24 protein-coding genes are annotated in these 21,131 nt (G+C 36.0%); 18 read left to right on the forward strand and 6 right to left on the reverse strand.

Annotated features, from left to right (window positions below; translation table 11 throughout):
* Nucleotides 1-78: 78 nt before the first annotated feature.
* Nucleotides 79-1,017, forward strand: coding sequence for an MBL fold metallo-hydrolase (locus tag CHI06_RS02650; RefSeq protein ID WP_095246873.1), 939 nt, complete (start codon nucleotides 79-81; stop codon nucleotides 1,015-1,017).
* Nucleotides 1,018-1,064: 47 nt separating this feature from the next.
* A complete protein-coding gene (locus CHI06_RS02655) occupies nucleotides 1,065-1,457 on the forward strand; it encodes an acyl-CoA thioesterase (protein WP_095246874.1) in 393 nt (130 codons plus the stop codon).
* A gap of 92 nt (nucleotides 1,458-1,549) precedes the next feature.
* Here the strand turns inward: CHI06_RS02655 and CHI06_RS02660 are convergent, their stop codons facing one another.
* Nucleotides 1,550-2,083, reverse strand: a complete 534-nt coding sequence (locus CHI06_RS02660; protein ID WP_095246903.1) for a helix-turn-helix domain-containing protein — start codon at nucleotides 2,081-2,083, stop codon at nucleotides 1,550-1,552.
* A gap of 196 nt (nucleotides 2,084-2,279) precedes the next feature.
* Between CHI06_RS02660 and CHI06_RS02665 the strand changes: the two genes are divergently transcribed.
* The 4 genes from CHI06_RS02665 to trhO all read left to right on the forward strand — a co-directional run bounded on the left by CHI06_RS02665 (nucleotide 2,280) and on the right by trhO (nucleotide 5,263).
* Nucleotides 2,280-2,924 carry an alpha/beta hydrolase gene (locus CHI06_RS02665; protein WP_095246875.1) on the forward strand — a complete coding sequence of 215 codons (645 nt, stop codon included), beginning with the start codon at nucleotides 2,280-2,282 and terminating at the stop codon, nucleotides 2,922-2,924.
* Nucleotides 2,925-2,947: 23 nt separating this feature from the next.
* On the forward strand, nucleotides 2,948-3,370 hold the full coding sequence (locus CHI06_RS02670) for a DoxX family protein (RefSeq protein ID WP_095246876.1): 423 nt from the start codon (nucleotides 2,948-2,950) through the stop codon (nucleotides 3,368-3,370).
* Nucleotides 3,371-3,389: 19 nt separating this feature from the next.
* Nucleotides 3,390-4,169 carry a DODA-type extradiol aromatic ring-opening family dioxygenase gene (locus CHI06_RS02675; protein ID WP_095246877.1) on the forward strand — a complete coding sequence of 260 codons (780 nt, stop codon included), beginning with the start codon at nucleotides 3,390-3,392 and terminating at the stop codon, nucleotides 4,167-4,169.
* Between the two features lie 146 nt (nucleotides 4,170-4,315).
* Entirely contained in the window at nucleotides 4,316-5,263 is a 948-nt protein-coding gene (gene trhO / locus CHI06_RS02680) for an oxygen-dependent tRNA uridine(34) hydroxylase TrhO (RefSeq protein WP_095246878.1), read from the forward strand.
* A 42-nt stretch (nucleotides 5,264-5,305) separates the two neighbouring features.
* On the opposite strand, the gene CHI06_RS02685 is transcribed toward trhO, so the two are convergent.
* On the reverse strand, nucleotides 5,306-6,457 hold the full coding sequence (locus CHI06_RS02685) for a glycoside hydrolase family 18 protein (protein WP_095246879.1): 1,152 nt from the start codon (nucleotides 6,455-6,457) through the stop codon (nucleotides 5,306-5,308).
* A gap of 369 nt (nucleotides 6,458-6,826) precedes the next feature.
* Here CHI06_RS02685 and CHI06_RS02690 point away from each other — a divergent pair, with 369 nt between their 5' ends.
* The 6 genes from CHI06_RS02690 (at nucleotide 6,827) to CHI06_RS02710 (ending at nucleotide 12,406) form a co-directional block, all read left to right on the forward strand.
* Nucleotides 6,827-7,735 carry a metallophosphoesterase gene (locus tag CHI06_RS02690; protein ID WP_257009145.1) on the forward strand — a complete coding sequence of 303 codons (909 nt, stop codon included), beginning with the start codon at nucleotides 6,827-6,829 and terminating at the stop codon, nucleotides 7,733-7,735.
* A gap of 166 nt (nucleotides 7,736-7,901) precedes the next feature.
* Nucleotides 7,902-8,198 carry a 4a-hydroxytetrahydrobiopterin dehydratase gene (locus CHI06_RS02695; protein ID WP_095246881.1) on the forward strand — a complete coding sequence of 99 codons (297 nt, stop codon included), beginning with the start codon at nucleotides 7,902-7,904 and terminating at the stop codon, nucleotides 8,196-8,198.
* Nucleotides 8,199-8,225: 27 nt separating this feature from the next.
* Complete coding sequence (locus tag CHI06_RS02700) at nucleotides 8,226-9,953, forward strand: aromatic amino acid hydroxylase (protein WP_095246882.1); 1,728 nt, start codon at nucleotides 8,226-8,228, stop codon at nucleotides 9,951-9,953.
* Nucleotides 9,954-10,025: 72 nt separating this feature from the next.
* Complete coding sequence (locus tag CHI06_RS29605) at nucleotides 10,026-10,196, forward strand: hypothetical protein (protein WP_179292515.1); 171 nt, start codon at nucleotides 10,026-10,028, stop codon at nucleotides 10,194-10,196.
* Nucleotides 10,196-11,101 carry a CBASS cGAMP-activated phospholipase gene (locus tag CHI06_RS02705; RefSeq protein WP_095246883.1) on the forward strand — a complete coding sequence of 302 codons (906 nt, stop codon included), beginning with the start codon at nucleotides 10,196-10,198 and terminating at the stop codon, nucleotides 11,099-11,101. The genes CHI06_RS29605 and CHI06_RS02705 overlap by 1 nt, the downstream gene beginning before the upstream one ends.
* Before the next feature lie 120 nt (nucleotides 11,102-11,221).
* The gene (locus CHI06_RS02710) at nucleotides 11,222-12,406 is read left to right on the forward strand and encodes a DHH family phosphoesterase (protein WP_095246884.1); all 1,185 of its coding nucleotides are present in this window, start codon (nucleotides 11,222-11,224) and stop codon (nucleotides 12,404-12,406) included.
* A 49-nt stretch (nucleotides 12,407-12,455) separates the two neighbouring features.
* On the opposite strand, the gene CHI06_RS02715 is transcribed toward CHI06_RS02710, so the two are convergent.
* Together CHI06_RS02715 and CHI06_RS02720 are read right to left on the reverse strand one after the other, a co-directional pair.
* Nucleotides 12,456-12,821 carry a carboxymuconolactone decarboxylase family protein gene (locus CHI06_RS02715; RefSeq protein ID WP_095246885.1) on the reverse strand — a complete coding sequence of 122 codons (366 nt, stop codon included), beginning with the start codon at nucleotides 12,819-12,821 and terminating at the stop codon, nucleotides 12,456-12,458.
* A 75-nt stretch (nucleotides 12,822-12,896) separates the two neighbouring features.
* Nucleotides 12,897-13,736: a DUF2935 domain-containing protein gene (locus tag CHI06_RS02720; RefSeq protein ID WP_095246886.1), complete on the reverse strand. Its 840-nt coding sequence runs from the start codon at nucleotides 13,734-13,736 to the stop codon at nucleotides 12,897-12,899.
* A 119-nt stretch (nucleotides 13,737-13,855) separates the two neighbouring features.
* On the opposite strand from CHI06_RS02720, the gene CHI06_RS02725 reads away from it, so the two are divergent.
* From CHI06_RS02725 to CHI06_RS02735, 3 genes are read left to right on the forward strand one after another with little or no spacing between them, the layout of a single operon-like run.
* On the forward strand, nucleotides 13,856-15,292 hold the full coding sequence (locus CHI06_RS02725) for a spore germination protein (protein WP_179292516.1): 1,437 nt from the start codon (nucleotides 13,856-13,858) through the stop codon (nucleotides 15,290-15,292).
* 15 nt (nucleotides 15,293-15,307) lie between these two features.
* Nucleotides 15,308-16,393: a GerAB/ArcD/ProY family transporter gene (locus CHI06_RS02730; RefSeq protein WP_095246888.1), complete on the forward strand. Its 1,086-nt coding sequence runs from the start codon at nucleotides 15,308-15,310 to the stop codon at nucleotides 16,391-16,393.
* Nucleotides 16,386-17,474: a Ger(x)C family spore germination protein gene (locus CHI06_RS02735; protein WP_095246889.1), complete on the forward strand. Its 1,089-nt coding sequence runs from the start codon at nucleotides 16,386-16,388 to the stop codon at nucleotides 17,472-17,474. Before CHI06_RS02730 ends, CHI06_RS02735 begins: the two co-directional genes overlap by 8 nt.
* Nucleotides 17,475-17,510: 36 nt before the next feature.
* On the opposite strand, the gene CHI06_RS02740 is transcribed toward CHI06_RS02735, so the two are convergent.
* Nucleotides 17,511-17,771: a DUF2533 family protein gene (locus tag CHI06_RS02740; RefSeq protein WP_095246890.1), complete on the reverse strand. Its 261-nt coding sequence runs from the start codon at nucleotides 17,769-17,771 to the stop codon at nucleotides 17,511-17,513.
* Nucleotides 17,772-17,893: 122 nt separating this feature from the next.
* Here CHI06_RS02740 and CHI06_RS02745 point away from each other — a divergent pair, with 122 nt between their 5' ends.
* Nucleotides 17,894-18,178: a DUF3219 family protein gene (locus CHI06_RS02745; protein ID WP_095246891.1), complete on the forward strand. Its 285-nt coding sequence runs from the start codon at nucleotides 17,894-17,896 to the stop codon at nucleotides 18,176-18,178.
* Between the two features lie 20 nt (nucleotides 18,179-18,198).
* Nucleotides 18,199-19,194: an LLM class flavin-dependent oxidoreductase gene (locus CHI06_RS02750; protein WP_095246892.1), complete on the forward strand. Its 996-nt coding sequence runs from the start codon at nucleotides 18,199-18,201 to the stop codon at nucleotides 19,192-19,194.
* A gap of 64 nt (nucleotides 19,195-19,258) precedes the next feature.
* Here the strand turns inward: CHI06_RS02750 and CHI06_RS02755 are convergent, their stop codons facing one another.
* Complete coding sequence (locus tag CHI06_RS02755; protein WP_095246893.1) at nucleotides 19,259-19,555, reverse strand: hypothetical protein; 297 nt, start codon at nucleotides 19,553-19,555, stop codon at nucleotides 19,259-19,261.
* A gap of 218 nt (nucleotides 19,556-19,773) precedes the next feature.
* On the opposite strand from CHI06_RS02755, the gene xerS reads away from it, so the two are divergent.
* Nucleotides 19,774-20,859 carry a tyrosine recombinase XerS gene (xerS, locus tag CHI06_RS02760; RefSeq protein WP_095246894.1) on the forward strand — a complete coding sequence of 362 codons (1,086 nt, stop codon included), beginning with the start codon at nucleotides 19,774-19,776 and terminating at the stop codon, nucleotides 20,857-20,859.
* Nucleotides 20,860-21,131 lie beyond the last annotated feature (272 nt).

Raw genomic sequence — 21,131 nt, forward strand, 5'->3', positions numbered from 1 at the left:
AATAAGCAGCAAAAGAGTCTTTTTTGCTGCTTATTTCTTTTACAAATTAATAGAAAATTAGAGGGAGGTGTAGTTTTTTTGTTAAATGAAATTGGTGTAACACAAGTCACCATCCCGCTGCCTTTTCGCCTTAATCATGTAAATTGCTTTATAGCAGAAGGGACTAGAGGATGGACCATCATCGATGCAGGATTAAATAATGAAGTATCTAGAGACATTTGGAGACCTATTATAGAAAAACATGATGTTTCCGACATCATTCTAACGCATTACCATCCCGACCATTTTGGGTATGCTGGTTCCCTCCAACAGCTTACAAATGCAGAGTTGTGGATGTCTGAAATTGATGCAGAAGCTGGATTAACTTATTGGGAACCAGATTCTATAGATGTTGTAAATGACAACTATAACAAGTGCGGGCTTCCTGAAAATTTATCTCAGGTATTAACGACTGATGAAAAAAGCTTTAACCCGCAAGTAAAACCTTACCCAACTATTCAACATTACCTGGAAGAAGGAATGAAAATCGTATTCGGCAAATACGAATATGAAGTTATTTTTACACCAGGACATTCTGATGGGTTAATCACATTGTTTAATAAAGAGAATAGTGTCCTCTTTTCAACTGATCATATTTTACCAAGAATTTCACCAAATATTTCATACTGGTTCCGTGGTAATCGAAATCCACTACAATCCTTTATGACATCTTTGGAAAAAATTAAATCTTTAGACGTTGACTTTTGTATTCCATCTCATGGCAAGCCATTTAGAAATGCCAATCAAAGAATTGAAGAATTATTGGTACACCATCTTGAAAGATTAGCGGAGACGTATGAGGCTATTAAGCAGCCAGCAACCATCTATCAGGTTAATCAACAGTTGTTTCGAAATTTGAATATCCATGAAACTCGATTTGCTGTCGGGGAAACACTTGCTCACTTGGAGTATTTATATTTAAACAACCAATGTGAAAAATTTATTCAGGATGGTACATGGTATTACCAGGGGTTATAATTCTATACTTTGCATAGTGGTTCAGAGGTTTTGTCAGGAGGTCAGGTATGGAAACTATTTTTACACTTCAAACACAAAAAGAAGATATAGATTCATTAGGGCATGTAAATAATTGTAGATACGTTAAATTTTTGGAGGATGCTCGGGTAAATTGGTATGAAAAATGCGGTTTATCTTTAAATGACTTTCAAGAAATGGATATTGGAACGGTTGTTTTAAAAATGGAGGTTTTGTACTTAAAGGAAGCAACATTAGGAGATCATTTAAAAGTTATTACCCGTCCAGAATTTTTAGGGAATACTAGCTTCGTTTTTAAACAGGATATTTATAATCAATTTGATGAACATATTACAGATGCTAAAGTTACTATGGTTATGTTTGATACGTTACTAAGGAAAAGTATAAAAGTTATCGATCAATTCGCGCAGTATTTTAAATAACCTTAAATTTATAAACAGAGCATTTTTTTGAAATAAAATGCTCTGTTTAACTGCAGTATTATTTTTGTATACTCTCAGAAGTAAAATCGAGGTTAATCCCTAAACTCGGTATTTGAATAAACAGCTATTAAAACTACCGCTTTACAATCCCCGATATTTTTCACTGTATGTGGAACACTTGCATTCCAGCTGAAGGAGTCACCTTCTTCTAAGATAACAGATTCCTCCCCTTGCTCTGCTAAAACTTTCCCTTCTAGCACTAAATGACATTCTTCCCCTTCATGCGCATGGGCGTCTCCAATAGAAGCACCCGGTGGAAACTCTACACTTCTTAAGCTCAAACCACCCATTGAAGAAATGGTTTCAATTTTTAGCTGATTAAGCGTAGTCATAGTCCTTGCGTCTTTCCTGACCACGCGTAAATGTTGTTTTTTTTCTAATAATAAGTAAGGTAAAGGTACTTCTAAATAGCCTGCAATGGTTTGCAGCGTACTAATGGATGGGGAGGTGTTATTGTTTTCTACATTACTGATGAACCCTTTTGAAAGGCCAGTCCCTTCACACATTTGAGCAATTGTGATTTTTTTTCGATTTCTAATGGCTCGAATTTTTGCGCCGATATCCAGTTTAATCACCCTTTATAGTTTCCTAATATAGAACATATTTATATATTAGCAAAAATATCATTGACAATCCACCTGAATCGCTGTTATCCTATAAGCAACAAATGTTCATATATAGAAACATTTAATTTTTTTTGTGAATATGTTTCTTAATATGAATCTTTATTAACTATAAATATACACAGAAAGGATGATATATATGAATGCACCAATGATTTATGAGTTGCGCCGTCCAAAACACATCGACCCAGAAAAAAAATATCCTGCGTTGTTTGTTATGCATGGTATCGGCAGTAATGAGCAAAACATGCTGTCTTTGGTAAATGGGTTGGAAGAACAGTTTTACATTTTCAGTATTCGTGGTAATCTCTCGCAGCCTCCAGGCTTTGCGTACTTCACGATTCAAGGCTATGGCAAACCACACCGAGAAGTGTTTGATGAAGGTGTAAGTAAGCTGACAAGCTTTATTGACTATGCTTGCGAACAGTATCAACTTGATACATCTCATTTATACTTGTTAGGGTTTAGCCAAGGTGCGATTTTAGCGATGACGCTTGGATTGACGTTAGGAAGTAAAATAAAAGGCATTGTTGCTTTAAGTGGTTACATTCCTGCTTTCGTAAAAGAAGAGTATTCAATCAAGTCTGTGGATGAAGTATCACTATTTATCTCACACGGGGAAATGGATCAAGTTCTTCCATACGAATGGGGAGTCGCCAATTACGAATATTTTCGCCAATTAGGTGCAAATGTTACATTTAACACCTACCCAGAAGGACATAGTGTTTCTTTGAAAAACCTTCAAGATTTTACGAACTGGTTATTACAAAATATAGAAAACTAATTTATTTAAGGAGAGGTAGAAAAATGATGAAAAAATTTGAGGTAAGTACATTAATTTTACGTTTAGTATTAGGGGTTACGTTTTTTGTCCATGGGTTAGTGAAGTTCCAAGGCGGTATTGAAAATATTGTTGGATGGTTTGATTCAATCGGCCTGCCAGGTGCCCTTGCTTATGGAGTTGCCCTGTTAGAAATGGTTGGAGGACTTGCTTTAGTGGTTGGTTTAGGTAGCAGAATTGTATCAGCATTATTTGTATTAATGTTGCTTGGGGCGACGGTCAAAGTGAAATTAGCTGGCGGCTTTTTAGGAAATGGTCAAGGTGCCGGTTGGGAATTAGATTTAGCACTACTAGTTATGGCATTATTTATTGCGATTAACGACAGTAAAATGTTTGCTTTAGATAAAGTTCTTTTCAAAGGTCAAAAAAACGAAGCACGATCACTATAATATAGGAGGGGTTCATACAATGATGCCATCACTCTTTATTGCTCATGGTGCACCATTGCTTGCGATTGAAAACAATGAGTATACTCAATTTTTAAATCAGCTGGGACAGTCTTTACCTCGCCCCAAGGCCATAGTTTTATTTTCAGCCCATTGGGAGTATAGAGCACAAAAAGTAAGCGAAGTAGACCAATATGACACCATTTATGATTTCGGTGGATTCGACCCAGCGCTATATACCATTAAATATCCAGCTAAAGGTTCACAGGAAATTTCTAATGAAATTATTGATTTGTTCAAAGAAAATGGTATCCCTTTTGACGTAGAGACCAAACGCGGCTTGGATCATGGTGCTTGGGTGGTGCTTCGCTTACTTTACCCAAATGCAGATGTTCCTGTCATAGCGATGTCTGTTAACCCTGCTCTTACTCCAGAAGAACAATATAAAATTGGAAAATCACTGGGTGCATTACGTGCTAAGGATATTTTAATTATTGGCAGCGGGGGAACAGTTCATAATTTGCGAGCAGTAAATTTTGCAGACAATGGGCAAATTGATCAATGGGCACTAGAGTTTGATGATTGGTTAGCCCATCATCTTCACACGTGGGACACGGATTCATTGTTTAAGTATGATTCACTTGCTCCGAATGCACAATATGCTGTACCTCCATATGGAAATGAACACTTCGTTCCAATTTTTTACGCAATGGGAGCAGCAGATGATAACAAAAAAGCGAAACTATTACACCGTAGTTTCCGATATGGGAACCTAAGTCATAGCGTATGGCAATTTAGTTGATAGCCAAAAATAACACTAACACAGCGTTAGTGTTATTTTTTTATAAGTTAGAATAATTCTTATCAATTGAAATATATGTAGGATTATTGATATAATAATTCGGTTATTAATATAAGTAATGTATAAAAGTTAATAAGGTGGTATATATGAATCAAGAATTTAGAGTTTTATTATATTATAAATATGTCACGATAGAAAATCCTGAAGAAGTGCAGCAAGAGCATCTTGAGTTTTGTAATGAGTTAGGTTTAAAGGGAAGGATTATTATTGCTGCAGAAGGTATTAACGGTACGGTGTCAGGTACACCTGAGCAAACGGACGCTTATATGAAATGGATGGATGAGCACCCGCTATTTGCAGGTACCATCTTTAAAATTGATGAAGCAACTGAGCATGCTTTCAAAAAAATGCGTGTTCGTCTTCGTCCTGAGCTTGTTACATTACGTCTAGAAGACGATGTTGATCCTCATGTTACAACAGGTAAGCACTTAAAACCGAAAGAGTTTTTCGAAGCTATGCAAAGAGAAGATACTGTTGTGATTGATGCTCGAAATGACTATGAATACGATTTAGGTCATTTTAGAGGCGCTGTCCGCCCGGATATTTTGAATTTCCGTGATCTTCCAGATTGGATTCGAGAAAATAAAGAAGAATTTGAAGGCAAAAAAATTCTTACCTATTGTACTGGTGGAATTCGTTGTGAAAAATTTTCAGGCTGGCTATTAAATGAAGGCTTTGAAGATGTATCACAATTAGAAGGCGGAATTGTAACATACGGAAAAGACCCAGAAGTTCAAGGAGAATTATGGGATGGTCAGCTCTATGTGTTTGATGAGCGTATCAGCGTCCCAATAAATCAAAAGGAGCATGTGGTTGTCGGGAAGGATTATTTTACAGGGGAGCCTTGTGAGCGTTATGTAAACTGTGCAAATCCTGAGTGTAACAAAAAGATTCTTTGTTCTGAGGAGAATGAACACCGTCATTTACGCAGCTGTTCACATGAATGCAGAACACATCCACGAAATCGTTATGTTGCTCAGCATGGATTAACGGAAGAAGATGTTAATGAAAGATTACTGAACCTACAAGCATAAAAGAAAGGCTGCAAACTCAAGATAAGAGTGTGCAGCCTTTTATTATTTCTTTGCGAGAACATCACTTGTTTTTGAAAGTTCATCAAATATCACTGTTGTTAAGCTGTAAGCTCCCTTGCTGTCGTGTCCAGCTTCCCACAGCATCATCCCGCCAAAGCCGTGACCAAGTGCTAAATTCGTTTTCTTTTTAATCGTTTCAACACCATTATAATGATATGTCGTTCCGTTCATACTCACTGTATCATTGGCAGCATTTGCTGGGTCTTTATTGATAATTGCAGAATATGAAACTTGTTTAATAGCGGGGTCTTCAGGCTGAGCATAAAAAGGAACTCCTAAAACAAGCTTTTCTTTCGGCAGATTGTTTTGATCAAACAAATTAGCCCAATAGTTTACTATTTTCTCCGTAAACGGATAAGGAGATAAATTGGCAGCATTATAACCGCCATCCCACTGACCGTCATAGGCCATAATATTCACATGATCAACATGCTGGAAGGTTGAAGGCTCATAAACAACAAAACCCATTTCGGTGCCTGTCACCGCATGAATTTTTGCATAAACGGCAATAGAAAGCTCTTTCCCTTTTGGATGAAGCTGATCACTTAGCTCTTTAGCAAATGCTGCCAAGTTTGCGGCGTCTGCTTTTGAACGAGGATGTTCGAAATCGATATCGATACCGTCAAGATGTTCACGGTCTACAATACCTGTAAGTTCGTTTACTAGTTTTGTTCTAGAGTCAGGATTGCTGATGGCTGCTTTAAATGGTTCGTAGGATTCCCCGCCATTTATATGAAACCAGCCTCCTACCGCTAAGATTACTTTTGTATTGTGTTTGTTAGCTTCCTTAACCATAGCTCTTAAATTATTGATGGCTGAATCACCATTTAGCAATATCCCTCCATCAGGTGTTGGGTGAGCAAACGAGAAGATTGCGTGTGTTAACTTTGAATAATCAACCACATTCGGATCACGAAAATCCTGTACATAACCCAATAACACTTTAGATTCCTCTAAACTCTCCTCTGGAATGGCTTTTTCTTCTAGGGTTTTATTTGATTCTGGAGCTTTTTCTATTTTAAGCGGTTTCGACGCTAGTTCTGTATTATTTTTTGAATATAAGACTCCTGTGAAAATTCCCCCTGTAAAGGTAAGTAAGATTACCAGGGCTAGGAGGATTTTGCTTTTCTTCATAGATTGTATTCCTCCCTATTATTCTCTGACTTTAAAATTGTATCAAAAAATGAGAGGAAGAAGTGATGGTAATATCCGCCTTGCAAATAAATGGTAAACTGGAGACCAAATTTATTGTTAATTAAGTTCGAATATTGTCTAATGGTAGTAAGACTTCTAGTGTAAAGGAGATTCACTTCTGTGTGGGCTATTGGAATAGGAATTATCCTACTATATAATTTATTGATTTTTTACATTGGGTACAATATATGGGTTTGGTTAAAAAACATTAGTGGTGACAGAAAGAGTATAAAAATAATATTCTGGGTTGTACTGGTAATTTTCGCATATTCTTTTGTTTTTTCACGATGGTTAGATGAGAGTTTATTTTTGACTTGGCTTGGTGCAGCGTGGCTGTCGTTATTTTACTTTTTAATAATGCTGCTCCCCTTAGCCAATATAGCCGTATTTTTAAGAAGATTTACAAATATCCAGAAAGAAAAGTTTGTTAAAAGGACAGGATACACCGTACTGATTGTGATTGTTTGCTCCTTCTTTTTCGGAATGTTTAATGCTTACAGTCCTAAAGCGAAATCATATCAGATTATTATACCGAAGCAGGTAGAAGGGAAACAAAGCTTGAAAATTATCATGGCTTCTGATATGCATTTTGGGGATTTATCCGGAAGTGGACAGGCAAAGAAATTAGTGGAGTACATCAATAATCAACAACCTGATTTAGTCCTCTTTCCAGGGGATATTATCGATGACGATATTACACCTTTTCTTGAAGAAGGTATTCCAGATATTCTAAAACAAATCGAAGCTCCTGTGTATGCTTCCTTAGGAAATCATGATCGTGATGAGGTAGATTTAGTAAAGGTTTTTAATAACAGTGGAATGAAGGTTTTAGATGATGAGGTGCTGAACCTTCCTAAAGGGATTGTTCTTGTGGGCAGAAAAGACCGAGGATATCAGGATGTTGTTAGAGCTGAGCTTCCCGCATTAATGAAGCAGGTTGATGTTAAGAAACCCGTGTTTCTGCTAGAACACCAGCCTTATGATTTAGATATCGCTGAAAAAAATGGAGTGGACCTGATTCTCTCCGGTCACACACATCGAGGCCAGGTTGCACCAGGAAACTTGTTTACGAACATGATATTTGAAAATGATTGGGGTTACCTGAAGAAAGGGGAACTGCAATCGATTGTTTCATCGGGTTATGGTGTTTGGGGACTGCCACTCCGAATTGGATCACGTTCTGAAATCGTTCAAATCGATGTAACGTTTAATCCATAATGAACAAGAAAAAATCCAGCTGACATCAGTTGGATTTTTTCTTGTTCAATAAATTGATAACAGATTGTCAGTGTTTTTTTAGTATTAATTGAATACTATTAATTGATGACTGTAAATTTGACTTTTAAAAATGTAAACGCTTTATTTATGTAAAGGAGTGAAGATAATGGAAAAATTAACACCTGCTGAGGTTCAAGAAAAATTATCCTCTGTAGCTGATTGGAGATTAACAGATGAAAAATGGATAGAGCGAAAGTATCGTTTCCGAGACTATTTAAAAGGAATTGATTTTGTAAACCTTGTTGCAAATCAATCAGAGCAGGTTAACCATCACCCTTTTATTTCAATAGACTATAAGGTCGTGTCAGTAAGAATTTCTTCATGGAATGCAAGGGGTTTAACAGCTTTAGATTTTGAATTAGCTGCAAAATATGATGAATTTTTTTTACAAACGAAAAGTTAATTTTCTTCTAGAGGGAGAGGTTTCTATATGGGGAAAACAAGGAAAATTCCGAGACATTTACAAAAATATGTGGTTGACCAGCAATATGAAAAATACACACCCATTGATCATGCTGTTTGGCGTTATGTGATGAGACAAAACCATAACTACTTAAAGGATACTGCCCATCAAGCCTATGTTGGCGGGTTAAAGGCTTCAGGGATTTCCGTAGAGAAGATCCCCAATGTAATGGATATGAATAAAGCGTTAAAGCCCTTCGGCTGGGGAGCAGCGAATATTGATGGTTTTATACCAGGCGTTATTTTCTTCGACTTTCAAGCACATGGTATCCTGCCGATTGCCTCTGATATTCGTAAACTAGAAAACATTCAATATACACCGGCACCCGATATCATCCATGAAGCGGCTGGTCATGCACCGATCCTTTGTGAAGATAAATTCTCAGAGTATGTAAAGTTATTTGGTCAAATCGGATCTAAAGCGCTTGCTACAAGTGAGGAACATGAATTATTTGAAGCTGTTCGGACCTATTCGAATTTGTTAGAAAGTGGAAAAGCAACAAAAGCAGAAATCGATGCAGCGAAAGCTAATTTTGAAGAAAAACAAGCACAGGTAACCGAATTATCAGAAGCCGAACAGATATCGCGTTTATATTGGTGGACGGTTGAATACGGACTGATTGGAAGTGTCGACCAACCGCAAATTTATGGTGCAGGATTGTTATCTTCTGTATCTGAGGGAAGAAGTAGTTTAACAGATTCAGTTCAGAAAATTCCTTTTGACCTGCAAACGGTTATTGAAACTGGCTTTGATATTACCAAACCACAGCCACAGCTTTTTGTATGTGACAACTTTGATCAATTAATACATGCTGTGAATGAATTTTCGGAAACCATGGCCTTTAAAGTTGGAGGAACTCGGGGCTTAGACAAAGCACTTCGTTCGAATCATACCGCAACAATTGAATATAGCTCGGGACTACAGCTGACGGGTACTTTACGAAATATATTAAAGGATGGAAATGGTGAAGCAATTTACATCCAAACAGATGGTCCCTCAGCATTGGCATTTGACAATACTGAATTAAGCGGACACGGAAAAACGACACACCAGGATGGCTTTGGTGCTCCAATTGGGCTAATCGTAAACATGATAAAACCTCTTGAGAAGCTTACGGATGCAGAGCTTAAAGAAATTGGAATGGAGATTGGTAAAGTTTGTACCCTTGAATATGAAAGTGGAGTTAAGTTAGTGGGGACTCCAGTACAATGGATTCGAAAAGATGACAATCTCCTGCTCATCTCTTTAAGAGATTGTACGGTTTCATTTGCTCATCAAACTTTATTCCAACCCGATTGGGGTACGTACGATTTGGCAATTGGAGAGAAAATTTCTTCTGTTTTTGCTGGAGCAGCGGATTCAGAGCAATTTTATGCGGATTTGGAAGAAGTAGAGACGAAATCGCTGGCTAAAAGAGAATTATCTCAGTTGGAACAATTGTATGGGAAAGTTAGAAATATCCGTGATAATGCTGATCCTGACATTGAAGTTGTTTTAACAGAAGTGATTGAAAAATTAACAACAGATTATAAGGAAGATTGGTTATTAAGGATTGAGGTAATAGAGTTGTTGGAGAAAAATAATCTGTTGCCGGAAAAACAGTTATTGCTCAAAACACAGCTTGAAGAGATAAAGCTCTTACACGACGAGTTTCCTGTATTAATCGAAAGAGGTCTTTTGTTAGCTATGTCATGAATCTAATAAAGGTTAACAACAATCCGCCCATTGTATATATTTGTTATAAGTAAATCGATGGGCGGTAATTCTTTGGAAGATGGGGGCTGGATTCAAGCTGTCGGATCAGTGATTTCAGCGATTGCCCAAACAAAGGAAACAATAAATGCTAGCAAGAAGAAATATAAAAGATTACACGTGATAAGCGAAGTGAAGGAAGGGCAAACTGTAGTAAAAAGAAGGTTAAATTTAGGTGAAATGTAATGAAATTACTATGTATAGATGGCGGTGGAATTCGAGGTATTTTTGCTATAGCCATTTTACAAGAATTAGAAGAAGAAGTGGGTCATCCTGTTGGAGAACTGTTTGATGTAGTGGCTGGTACAAGTACTGGGGCAATAATCGCCGCTTCTGTTTCGCTAAATAAAAACATGAAGGAAGTATATGAAAGTTACAAGTACTATGGTGAAAAGATTTTTACTAGACAGGCAAAGGTTGGGCTTTTTAAAAGTGTCTATAGTGACCGATCACTAAGACACCTTTTAAAAAAAGCATTTGGTGAAGTGGAAATGGAGGATATTCCCAAACCACTTCTTATTCCAGCAGTGGACATTACTCATGGAAAACCGTTTATTCACCGCTCAAACTATGGTCATCCTGAAAGTGAAGATTTATCGATTAAACTTTGGGATGCTGTCCTTTCATCCTGCTCAGCACCTGTTTATTTTCCTCCAAACAAAATAGGTGATCAATATTTATCCATTGATGGCGGACTTTGGGCGAATAACCCTTCATTGGTTTGCGTGACAGAGGCCATTCATTTTTTCAATAAAAGTATGGAAGAAATCAACATCCTATCAATTGGCACAGGACTGCAGAACATAGATTTTACAAACGACAAGGAAAAGTACTGGGGAATTAATAAATGGCTTCCATTTCATTTTCCTTCCATGAAAGTAACACCCAAACTCCTTGATTTAGCTCTTCATCTATCTTCGGAATCAGTTTCTTATCATTGTCAGCTGCTGCTTAAGGATCATTACCTGCGTATCAATGAGGATTTAGGTGAGGAAGTTCCGTTTGATGAAGTAAAGTATATGGACGAACTGAGTGAATTAGGAAGAAGTGTTTTTCAAAAGCAGAAAGATGAAATCCTTTCGTTTATATGAAGGTAACAAACAAAACTAGGCACTAAGAGAAGTGCGAGTTTTTGTTTTGTCCTAGACATTTTTTTACCAATCCTATAATTTTAAGGATTTGAACCCATACTATTTCATGAGGTGAAGAGCATGTATAAACTGTTGTCTCATAATGATCTAGATGGTGTTGGGTGTGGAATATTAGCAAAACTTGCATTTGGGGAAGATGTGAAGGTTCGCTACAATTCCATTTCTGGTTTAAATCGTGAAGTTGAGTGGTTTCTAGAAAATGACGATAAGAATACATTTTTGTTGATTACAGATTTGTCAGTAAATGAAAAAAATGAACATAGACTAGATAAGTTTTACCAAAATGGGGGAAAAGTGCAGCTAGTTGATCACCATAAAACAGCACTGCATTATAATGACTATCCATGGGGGCATGTAGTTGTAGAGGACGAGGAAGGGAAATTAACTTCAGCAACCTCACTTTTGTATGACTATCTAATTTCTCATCAGCACATTGAGGCGTCAGACGTCATAACTGAATTTGTCGAGTTGGTTAGACAATATGATACGTGGGAGTGGGAAAAAAATGAAAATCACGACGCCCAACGTTTGAATGCTTTATTTTTCCTTGTCTCAATTGACGAATTTGAAGAAAAAATGATCACACGACTTCAGACAAGCGAACATTTTCAATTTGACGAGTTTGAAAAGAAAATATTAGATATGGAAGAAGATAAAATTGACCGCTATATTCGTAGGAAAAGGAGGGAGCTGGTTCAGACTGAAATAGATGGGCTTTTTGCAGGTGTGGTTTACGCAGAATCCTATCACTCAGAGCTAGGGAATGAACTGGGGAAAGAATATCCTCATCTTGATTACATAGCGATATTAAATATTGGCGGCAAACGAATGGGTTTTCGAACTATACACGATCATGTGGATGTTTCCGCTGTGGCAGGGCAATATGGAGGAGGCGGGCATGCAAAGGCATCGGGATGCTCATTAACTGAAGAAGCCTATAAAAACTTTGTGACTGAAACCTTTCATTTGGAACCAGTTCCCGAAGATGCAAGACGAAATCGATATAATCTAAAAGGCTCCTCTTTTGGCACTCTGTATAAAAACAGAAGGGAAGATATCTATCTTATCTACCAGGTAAATGACCAAGAGTGGGCAATTGAACGAAATGATAATAGATTAGAGCAAACCTTTCTAAATTTTGAAGACGGGGAAAGTTACTTAAAAAGAAATTTTGAAGTCTGGCTCGTAAAAGACGATGATTTTGTTAAGTACCTTATGAAAGAGGTAAGAGAAAATAAGAACTAAAAAACCCGCCATAGAACAATTGTTCTATGGCGGGTTTTAATAAGGAATATTATTGTTTCAGTTGATTTAAATCCTCTATGCATTCCTGAACAAGCGTAACCGCCTGACTCATAGCTGCTCCGCCGCCAAATGCCGCCGTTACGCCAACAGCTTCAAGAATTTCTTGTTCTGAACAGCCTTGATCAAGACAACCCTTTGTATGGTAGATGATACAATATTCATCCTGAGTATATAGGCTAATGCCTAATGCAATTAATTGTTTTTCACGCTGTGATAAAGCACCCTCCTTAAAGCATTCTTCTGTAAAGGCATTGAAGTGCTTAGCAAATTCAGGCATTTTTTGAGTAAAGACACCTAAGCCCGCTTTATACTCGTGTAGGGCTGCTTCAGTACTATTTCTAGCTTCAAATTCCATTTCATGTTCAGCTCCATTTCTAAATTTCATGAATCCAAAATTAGTATGAGCAAACAAAGAATGGATTAACCAACATTAATAGTGGTTGTGATAGTTTTTGAAATAGGCTGTTAAAGAGCAAGGGGGTCTTTCCATTTCTGGCACAAAGGCACTTAGTTTCGTTAAAAAATAACAGGACTCAGGAAAATGGTGCTCTAAGAACCGGAGCGTTGTCGCATTTAAAACCTCTTTTCCTTTATATAGCTTAATAACATGTTCCACTAATTGGTTAAATGCAAGCACTGTTCCACTAACTTCACGTGCAAAGGCGATTTGAATAGGAAAATGAGGAGGCATAAACCGTAAATACCCTTTTATCGCGTCATTTTTTAACATATGCGCAGAAAAAAGTTTACTCAGTGTGTCAACTTTTTCTTTCAGTATTAGTTCAATGCCATCAAGAGCTCGATTTAATAATGCAGCATGGCCAATCTGATCTTCTAACCATAGGTCTAATAAATCTACTAGCGGCAGGGGAGGATAATCTGTTCCATTCATGTAGTAATGCAGAATCCTTAGATATTCACCGTTTTCATTTAATGTTCCGTTAAAATAAGTTGGGGTAATGTTAATAAGTATTTTATTATTTAATTGTAAGTTAAGGATTTTTCCTTCGAACCGGTAATAATCATAGGAAACCTGAGCAGAAAACTTTGAAAATTCAACAAAGGAATGAGAATTTACATTACTTGCTTTTGGAATTTGCTCAAGTCGGTTTCTTACTTCAGAAAATCTACCTATATAGGCTACGGCTTCTTCCACAAGGTTTACCTCAATTGGTGATAAATAATCCCTAACAAAAATGGAATGATCTAAAAGTATATTTACCCAAAAATAATGCTCTTCCCAAGGAGTAAATGGATTTAGGTTTTTCACCGATAACCTCCTGTATTTAAGTTCTTTATTCCTTATATAAGTTATTAGGATAATTTCTAATAAATGAATAAATTACCATTGTTAGCAAAAAATAAAAGAAAAAGATGGGGCGGATGCGAATGCGAAAAGATCGCAATCGCTTTTTGAAGGATATCAAACTACATAAAGAAAAAAAAATTTTTGATGCGCAAATAGAACCAAATTTGGCTAGAGAATCAATTCTACAGCAATTTATAAGCAATTTTACTATTAGTTCTGATTTAAGTGTCACAGAGTTCCCACACCTAACAGTAAAATTATATTACTTTAGCTATCTCATTAATAAGGATCACTATGAACAATTTTTATCAAACATTAGAAATATCACTCCAGAAAAATTACAGTCCTTTTTGAACCATTCTGAGTTTAAAGTATTGTCAGATATGAGTAGTGTTGAAGAAGCAATTTTATCTGGAAGTGCTATTTTATTCACAGAAAAACAAGCATATGATCTTCCTTTTAAAGAGGGAAAGGGTCGTTCAATTGCTCCATCTGAAACGGAAACGGTCATTCTAGGTGCACATGATTCATTTGTTGAATCGATTGATGTAAATTTATCTCTTATTCGTAAGAGAGTGATGAGTTCACAACTTAAGACAATCAAATTACACGTAGGAAATAAGGCAAAGAGGACGGTTTATTTACTTTATATCGAAGGTGTAGCATCAGAGACAGATATAGAAGAAATTAAAAAACGAATTCTTTCAATAAAAAACGATGCAATTGTCGATACGAATATGCTCGTTCAATATATTGATGAACATCCTAATTCACCATTTCCACAATTTTATACAACAGAGAGACCAGACGTCATTGCATATAAAATGTTTGATGGAAAAGTTGTAGGGTTAATGGATAACAGTCCATTTGCTTTTTGTACACCAGTCAGTTTTTTTGATTTTATGGATTCGATGGATGATTTCGGGCAAAGATGGATTGTCAGTACTTTTATTAAGGTTACACGGTATATTGCCATTTTAGTTACCCTGATATTTACGGCCTTTTATGTAGCGGTTACAACTTATCACTATGAAATGATTCCGCAGGCATTACTTCCGACATTGCTGGAGTCGCGAAGTAAAGTTCCGTTTCCACCTGTGATTGAAGCACTTTTTTTAGAATTCCTGTTAGAGCTTTTGAGAGAAGCTGGTGCTAGGCTCCCTACAAAAGTTGGACAGACAATCGGTATTGTTGGCGGTATTGTAATCGGGCAGGCAGCTGTGCAGGCAGGGATTACCAGTAATATCCTTATTATTGTAGTGGCGGCTTCTGCCATCGCGTCATTTGTAGTACCTAGTTATTTATTAAGTTCATCGATTAGAATTGTTCGTTTTGGATTTATTATACTTTCAGGATTTTGGGGTAATCTTGGGATTATTTTTGGTATGGGGATCTTGATTATCCATCTAAGCTGCCTGACCAATTTAAACTCTCCCTACCTATTACCGATATCGCCTATGTATCCTAAATTCTTTAAATACACATTGATAAGGGGTCCATTTAAGAAAAAAAGCTGAAAGGGGTTAACGATAATGACAATGAAAGAAAAGTTATCGCCCTTTCAAGCTTCGATATTGATTTATTTAATCCAGTCTGGTGTTACATTATTTTCTTTACCCCGACTTGTTGCCGAAGCCTTTGGGACCAACGGCTGGATTGGACTTATCATTATTTCTTTTATTGTAAATCTCAATCTTCTTCTAATTTGGCTCGTCTTTAAATTAAGTAAAGGGAAGTCAATGTTTGAAATCATAGCCATTTTTCCAAAATGGCTAACGCTTCCATTTTGTTTGTTTATTGCTATGATATGGATGCTTTTAGGAGTATTTGTCATGGTTAAGTTTTCAATGATCCTTAAAGTGTTGTTTTACCAAAATGTGTCCCTTATTTACTTCCTATCAATGGGTTTAATATTAACTTACTTGTTGTTAAAAAAAGAGCTCTATCAAATTGCAAAAGCAACGGTTGTTTTATTTTATTTCACCATTTGGACTGTTTTTTTATTAGCTTTCCACCTGCCAGAATTTAGCTTTGTGCGGCTTACACCATTTATTTTTAAAGGTGAAACGGATATGTTGAATGGGGGGATGTCTATTTTTACAGCCCTTTTAGGCTATGAACTGTCCATTTTATTTATCCATATGATCGAGAGAAAACAATTAAAATCTCTTATAGCAGGAAATTCTATTACATCACTTATATATTTTGGAGTGACCTTCGTCAGTTTTGGTTTTTTCAGTTTTGAGCAGTTATTAAGGGAAATGTACCCGGTAGTAACCTTGTTGGGGTATATATCTTTTCCTGTCCTTGAAAGGGTAGAAAATTTTACTTTTTCGATTTTTGGCTTAAAGGTGCTTATGACGACCGTCATGTACTTATGGGGTTCAAAAGAACTATTACAGTATCAGTTTAAAAAAATTAAATCAACCTTTCTTGTAATTGGGATTCTGATTATAGGTTTTTTCGTTTCCTTTATACCCAAGGTTTTAAAGGATGTTGATCAATGGTTAACTTATATTACTTATGCATGTACAGCGATTGCCTTTCTATTACCGATTATTTTATTGCTTACAGTATTCTTTACCAAAATGATGAACAGGAACACAGCCAATGAATAAGTTAATTATCATTATTTTCATTTTTTTACTTACAGGATGTGCGGAGCAACGCATAATAGATGATTTAGCGCTGATAAACGCGGTAGGCTATGATCTTACGGATAATGAATCTAATCCCCTAAAATTAACGGTTACCTTTCCAATCATTACAAAGGATGGAAAATATGATCGAAAAACGATTATTGTGGAAGGGAAATCAAGTAAAGAGGCGAGGGAAAAGGTAAGATTTAAGACTAATTTAAAATTAGAAAGCGGACAAGCTCGTGTTTCCTTGTTTGGCCAAGAATTATCTAAAAAGGGGATGTTGCCTTATTTACATTCCTTAGTTCGTGATGCAAGTATCGGTACAAGATTAAAGTTGGCTTTAGCCGAAGATGAAGCAAGTGATGTAATAATGCTGCAGATAAAAAACGAAGGCCAAAATGCTACATATCTAGAACAGTTTTTAACAAAATTGAATAGAGAGAATTTTAGAACGAATTATAATATTTATCAATTTCTTAGAGACTACTATGATGACGGAATAGATCCAATCCTGCCGGTCTTTAAAGTTGAGAAAAATAATATTGCCTATAATGGCATTGGTTTATTCCACGAAGATAAACTTGTAGAAATACTTAAGCCCTCCGAAGCACGATATCTTTTCCTTTTTCGAGAAGAAATGCAAAAAGGTGTTTTTGTAGAACAAATCGATGTTGGCGAGGAAGGTAAAGCCTCAATCATGCTTAATTACGAACTAAAGAGTCACCATATTGAAGTTCCCGTAACACGAAAGAAGGCAGCTATTTATATAGAATTAATAGGGGATGTTGTTGAATATACAGGTAAAGAGGACGTTTCCGATCCGAAAATTCAGAAGAAAATTGAAAATATCATTACTAAGAAAATTAATCAGGAAGGAAAAAAGCTGATAATAAAATTACAAAAACTCCAAGTGGATCCACTTGGAATTAATCGATATGTCCGAAATAAAATGACATACAATCAATGGAAAGCTTTAGACCAGTATCAAGCCTACCAAGATATGGACATTAATCTCAAGGCAAATGTTATCTTAAACAGTTCTGGAAAGTGGAAGTAGGGAGGGAATATAAAAATAATCCACCAAGAGAGTGGATTATTTTTTTTCTAAAGTGTTTACATATTCTCGAACCATCTCAACAGTAACATTTTTTCTAAGTGAAATGATTCGTAAATTGATTCTGTTCATTCTGTTAGTGATTTCATTAATTTTATCTGTTGTAAAAGGTTTGCCTTGTTTACATAATTCAACTGCTTCTTCAATATATTGTTCACGCAGTTCATCCAAAGCTTGAAACTCTTGAAAACTTTGATTTTGATTTTTCGCATGTTTAATTAAGTCCTTATGTACACTCATGATTTCACTCCTCAAAAAAATAACTGATACCATCATACCATAATTAAAAAGTATGGAGGAAAGTTTGTTATTTCTTTAGTTTAAGTGCTATCATTTTTATATGATAAAAGGAGATGCTTCTTTTGGTAAATGAGATTATTTTAGATGAAACATCAATTAACGTTTACAAGTATGAAGGAAAAACAGAGAATGCTTTACATAAAATATCTGTCGAGTTTAAAGTAACTAGTGAGGAATATCATGATATCACAACACTATTGTACAAAGGTACATTTAATATAAAAGTTCCAGAGAGGGATTTATCGTTTAGAGGACGGATTCAACAATACTCTACTTCATTTACAAATTTATATAATAAAGGGCAGGTTGGAGATTTTAAGTTAGTTTTGCTAGAAGTAAAAGAGTAGGGAGAAGGGAGGTTATTTGAATGAGGTTAAGCATTTTGGATCAAGCCCCCATTTCTTCTAATCAGTCACCACAAGAGGCACTACATGAATCTATGAAATTAGCTGAAGCAGGCGAAAACTTAGGGTACACGAGGTATTGGATCGCGGAACATCATGATTTACCTGGTCTTGCATGTTCTGCACCTGAAGTGATGATAAGTTATATTGGGGCGCATACCAAAAAAATCCGGATAGGCCCAGGAGCCGTTTTATTGCCACATTATAAGCCATACAAAGTGGCTGAGATATACAATATGCTGGCCACATTGTTCCCTGACCGAATTGATGTAGGCATTGGCCGGGCTCCAGGTGGTTCTGCAGAAGCAACAAATGCCTTATCCGATAACTTTTTACAACAGGTGTGGTATATGCCAAACTTATTGCAAGAGCTATTATATTTTTTAGACAATGATATTCCACCTGAACATCCCCATGCGAAAGTGTCTGCTTCTCCAGTTCCAGTAGAGGCACCACTTCCATGGCTTCTTGGTACTAGTAAGAAAAGTGCATTACTAGCAGCAGAAAAAGGACTTTCGTATGCGTTTGGACAGTTTATGAGTGATCAAGATGGTGCAGCCATAATCAAGCAATATAGAGATAACTTTAAACCTAGGAAGCAAAATGACACTCCACAAGTAATCGTGACTGTTACAGCGATCTGTGCAGAAACTTCTGAAAAAGCAGAAGAAATAGCACTAAGCTCACTGGTATGGGGGTTGCAAAGAAAAAGGGGAGAGGGGCAGAAAGAAGTTCCTTCCATTTTAGAAGCGAAGGACTATCTTCGAAATGAAAGAATAGATCTTCATGGAGAAAAGAAACAAGGGATGATTATAGGTAATCCTCAACAGGTTAAAGAGAGCTTACAAGAAATACAGGTAAAATATAACTCTGATGAAATTATGATTGTAACGATAACGCACTCACCATTAGACCGAATCCAATCCTATAAACTAATTGCAGGTGAATTTGGGATATAGTAAATGTTTAAAACACAATGACCTCAGAGCAACCCGAGGTCATTGTGTTTTTCAAAAAAGAAATTTATTTCATCTTAGCGATTTCTTCTGTCACAACAAATGCAAGGTCATCGTTTCCAAACAACGCTAAGACACCAAGTAATGTTTCGTCGCCAATTTCTCCAGCTTCATCTTTAGGTACAACTAATTCCATTGCATCTTTTAAAGCAATGTTTGAAGACTGATTTGGGTAGGCACACAAATACAATTCTTCAGGATTTAAATCATGATTGATGCACCATTGAGCAAATACGAGGATCATCATTTTTTCCTCGCCTTGATAGTTCTGAATAATTTTTTCTTCTAATTGTTTATTATTCATTAAGAAATCTCCTTTAAAAACATCATAAATATATTATATAGGATTTATGTGTTTCACAGAAGGAATTTCAGAGATTGAAGGGAAGAGTCTAATATGGAGGACATAAGACTAGAATTTTTATAAAAAGTGAAGTCGAATTTACACTTTACATTATTACGTAAAATATAAATTTGACGTAATAAAGTCAATTTAGTAAAATATAGAAGTGAGGTGATTTTATGGAAAATCAAACAAAACAAGAAAATTTCAAAAAGCTTCAGTCCCTCTTATCTGAATTGCCTTGGTATGTCGATGAATATATCAATCATAAATTAAGAAAGCTTTCGACGGCCTCTTTGTTTAATTACTGCCATGATTACAAAATCTTTTTTAATTGGATGATTAATGAGCAATTATTTATAGGAGCTGCAAAAGATATTCCTTTAAATCGATTAGAGCAAATGACAGTTATTGAGGTTGAAAGTTTTTTGAATTTCCTGCATTACGAATTAAATAATAAAGAATTAACGATCAATCGCAAGTTATCAGCTCTGAAATCCCTGTTTAATTATCTGCAGAATATTGCTGAAACCCCCGATTTAAAGCCTTATATTAACCGTAATGTAATGGCGAAAATTGAATTTAATGAAGTAAAAGACAGCATGGAAACGAAAGCCGCTAAAATGGAAGGCAAAATTCTTCTTGGCGATGAATACGAAAAGTTTCGTTTATTTGTTGCAAATGATTATGGTGAAATAAATAAAGATAACAAAAAAATCTATAACTTTCATCAATTAAATAAAGAACGTGATACGGCCATCGTATCCTTAATTTTGGGTTCTGGGCTTCGTCTTTCTGAGTTAATTGGTATTGAATTAGATGATATTGACTACAAAAAGTACTGTGTAAGAGTAATAAGAAAAGGAAATAAAGAGCAATTCGTGTTCTTTAGTCAGGTTGCGATGGCTGATCTGCAAGCATACCTATCTGTCAGAACAGCTAAGTACAAAGTTGATAAGAATAATAAGGCTTTATTTATCGCAGCATCAATGGGACCAAAAGGAAAATCCCGAAGACTTTCCGCACGGTCAGTTGAGAAATTAATCGAAAAGTATGCTACTGCATTTGGTAAACCGTCGTTATCCGTACATAAACTAAGACATTCATTTGCAACAAGATATCATGCTGAAATTAACGATGTACCAAAATTACGAAGGCAATTAGGGCATTCATCTATTCAAACTACGATGATTTACACCCATATAAAGAATGACGATTTAAAAATTGCCGTAGATAAAATGGATATGCCAAAAGAACAATCATAACCAAGTCAGCAGTATTGGCTGCTGACTTTTTCGAATTTTGTTAGTTTACATAATATAATTATGGTAACAAATATCGATTATATCTCATTTCCCAAGTATACTTAAGTTAATGAGACGGAATAAAAATTTAGGTTTAGAAAAAATAATTACGAATCACCTTTGCCATTTCCAGCTCTAGCAGCCAGTTCGTGAGCTTTTTTTAGAAACTCTTCATGACACCCAAAAGTTACAAAAAAACACAGGTTTCCCTGTGTCATTTGTGTATTTACCTG

Source organism: Bacillus sp. 7884-1, from assembly GCF_002272245.1.
GTDB lineage: Bacteria > Bacillota > Bacilli > Bacillales > Cytobacillaceae > Neobacillus.

Excerpts from the sequence above, each read along its gene's own strand:
- CHI06_RS02655 (WP_095246874.1), top strand. The coding sequence starts at position 1,065 with ATGGAAACTATTTTTACACTTCAAACACAAAAAGAAGATATAGATTCA.
- CHI06_RS02665 (WP_095246875.1), top strand. The coding sequence starts at position 2,280 with ATGAATGCACCAATGATTTATGAGTTGCGCCGTCCAAAACACATCGAC.
- CHI06_RS02670 (WP_095246876.1), top strand. The coding sequence starts at position 2,948 with ATGATGAAAAAATTTGAGGTAAGTACATTAATTTTACGTTTAGTATTA.
- CHI06_RS02675 (WP_095246877.1), top strand. The coding sequence starts at position 3,390 with ATGATGCCATCACTCTTTATTGCTCATGGTGCACCATTGCTTGCGATT.
- trhO (WP_095246878.1), top strand. The coding sequence starts at position 4,316 with ATGAATCAAGAATTTAGAGTTTTATTATATTATAAATATGTCACGATA.
- CHI06_RS02685 (WP_095246879.1), bottom strand. The coding sequence starts at position 6,457 with ATGAAGAAAAGCAAAATCCTCCTAGCCCTGGTAATCTTACTTACCTTT.
- CHI06_RS02695 (WP_095246881.1), top strand. The coding sequence starts at position 7,902 with ATGGAAAAATTAACACCTGCTGAGGTTCAAGAAAAATTATCCTCTGTA.
- CHI06_RS02700 (WP_095246882.1), top strand. The coding sequence starts at position 8,226 with ATGGGGAAAACAAGGAAAATTCCGAGACATTTACAAAAATATGTGGTT.
- CHI06_RS02705 (WP_095246883.1), top strand. The coding sequence starts at position 10,196 with ATGAAATTACTATGTATAGATGGCGGTGGAATTCGAGGTATTTTTGCT.
- CHI06_RS02710 (WP_095246884.1), top strand. The coding sequence starts at position 11,222 with ATGTATAAACTGTTGTCTCATAATGATCTAGATGGTGTTGGGTGTGGA.
- CHI06_RS02715 (WP_095246885.1), bottom strand. The coding sequence starts at position 12,821 with ATGGAATTTGAAGCTAGAAATAGTACTGAAGCAGCCCTACACGAGTAT.
- CHI06_RS02725 (WP_179292516.1), top strand. The coding sequence starts at position 13,856 with ATGCGAAAAGATCGCAATCGCTTTTTGAAGGATATCAAACTACATAAA.
- CHI06_RS02730 (WP_095246888.1), top strand. The coding sequence starts at position 15,308 with ATGACAATGAAAGAAAAGTTATCGCCCTTTCAAGCTTCGATATTGATT.
- CHI06_RS02735 (WP_095246889.1), top strand. The coding sequence starts at position 16,386 with ATGAATAAGTTAATTATCATTATTTTCATTTTTTTACTTACAGGATGT.
- CHI06_RS02740 (WP_095246890.1), bottom strand. The coding sequence starts at position 17,771 with ATGAGTGTACATAAGGACTTAATTAAACATGCGAAAAATCAAAATCAA.
- CHI06_RS02750 (WP_095246892.1), top strand. The coding sequence starts at position 18,199 with ATGAGGTTAAGCATTTTGGATCAAGCCCCCATTTCTTCTAATCAGTCA.
- CHI06_RS02755 (WP_095246893.1), bottom strand. The coding sequence starts at position 19,555 with ATGAATAATAAACAATTAGAAGAAAAAATTATTCAGAACTATCAAGGC.
- xerS (WP_095246894.1), top strand. The coding sequence starts at position 19,774 with ATGGAAAATCAAACAAAACAAGAAAATTTCAAAAAGCTTCAGTCCCTC.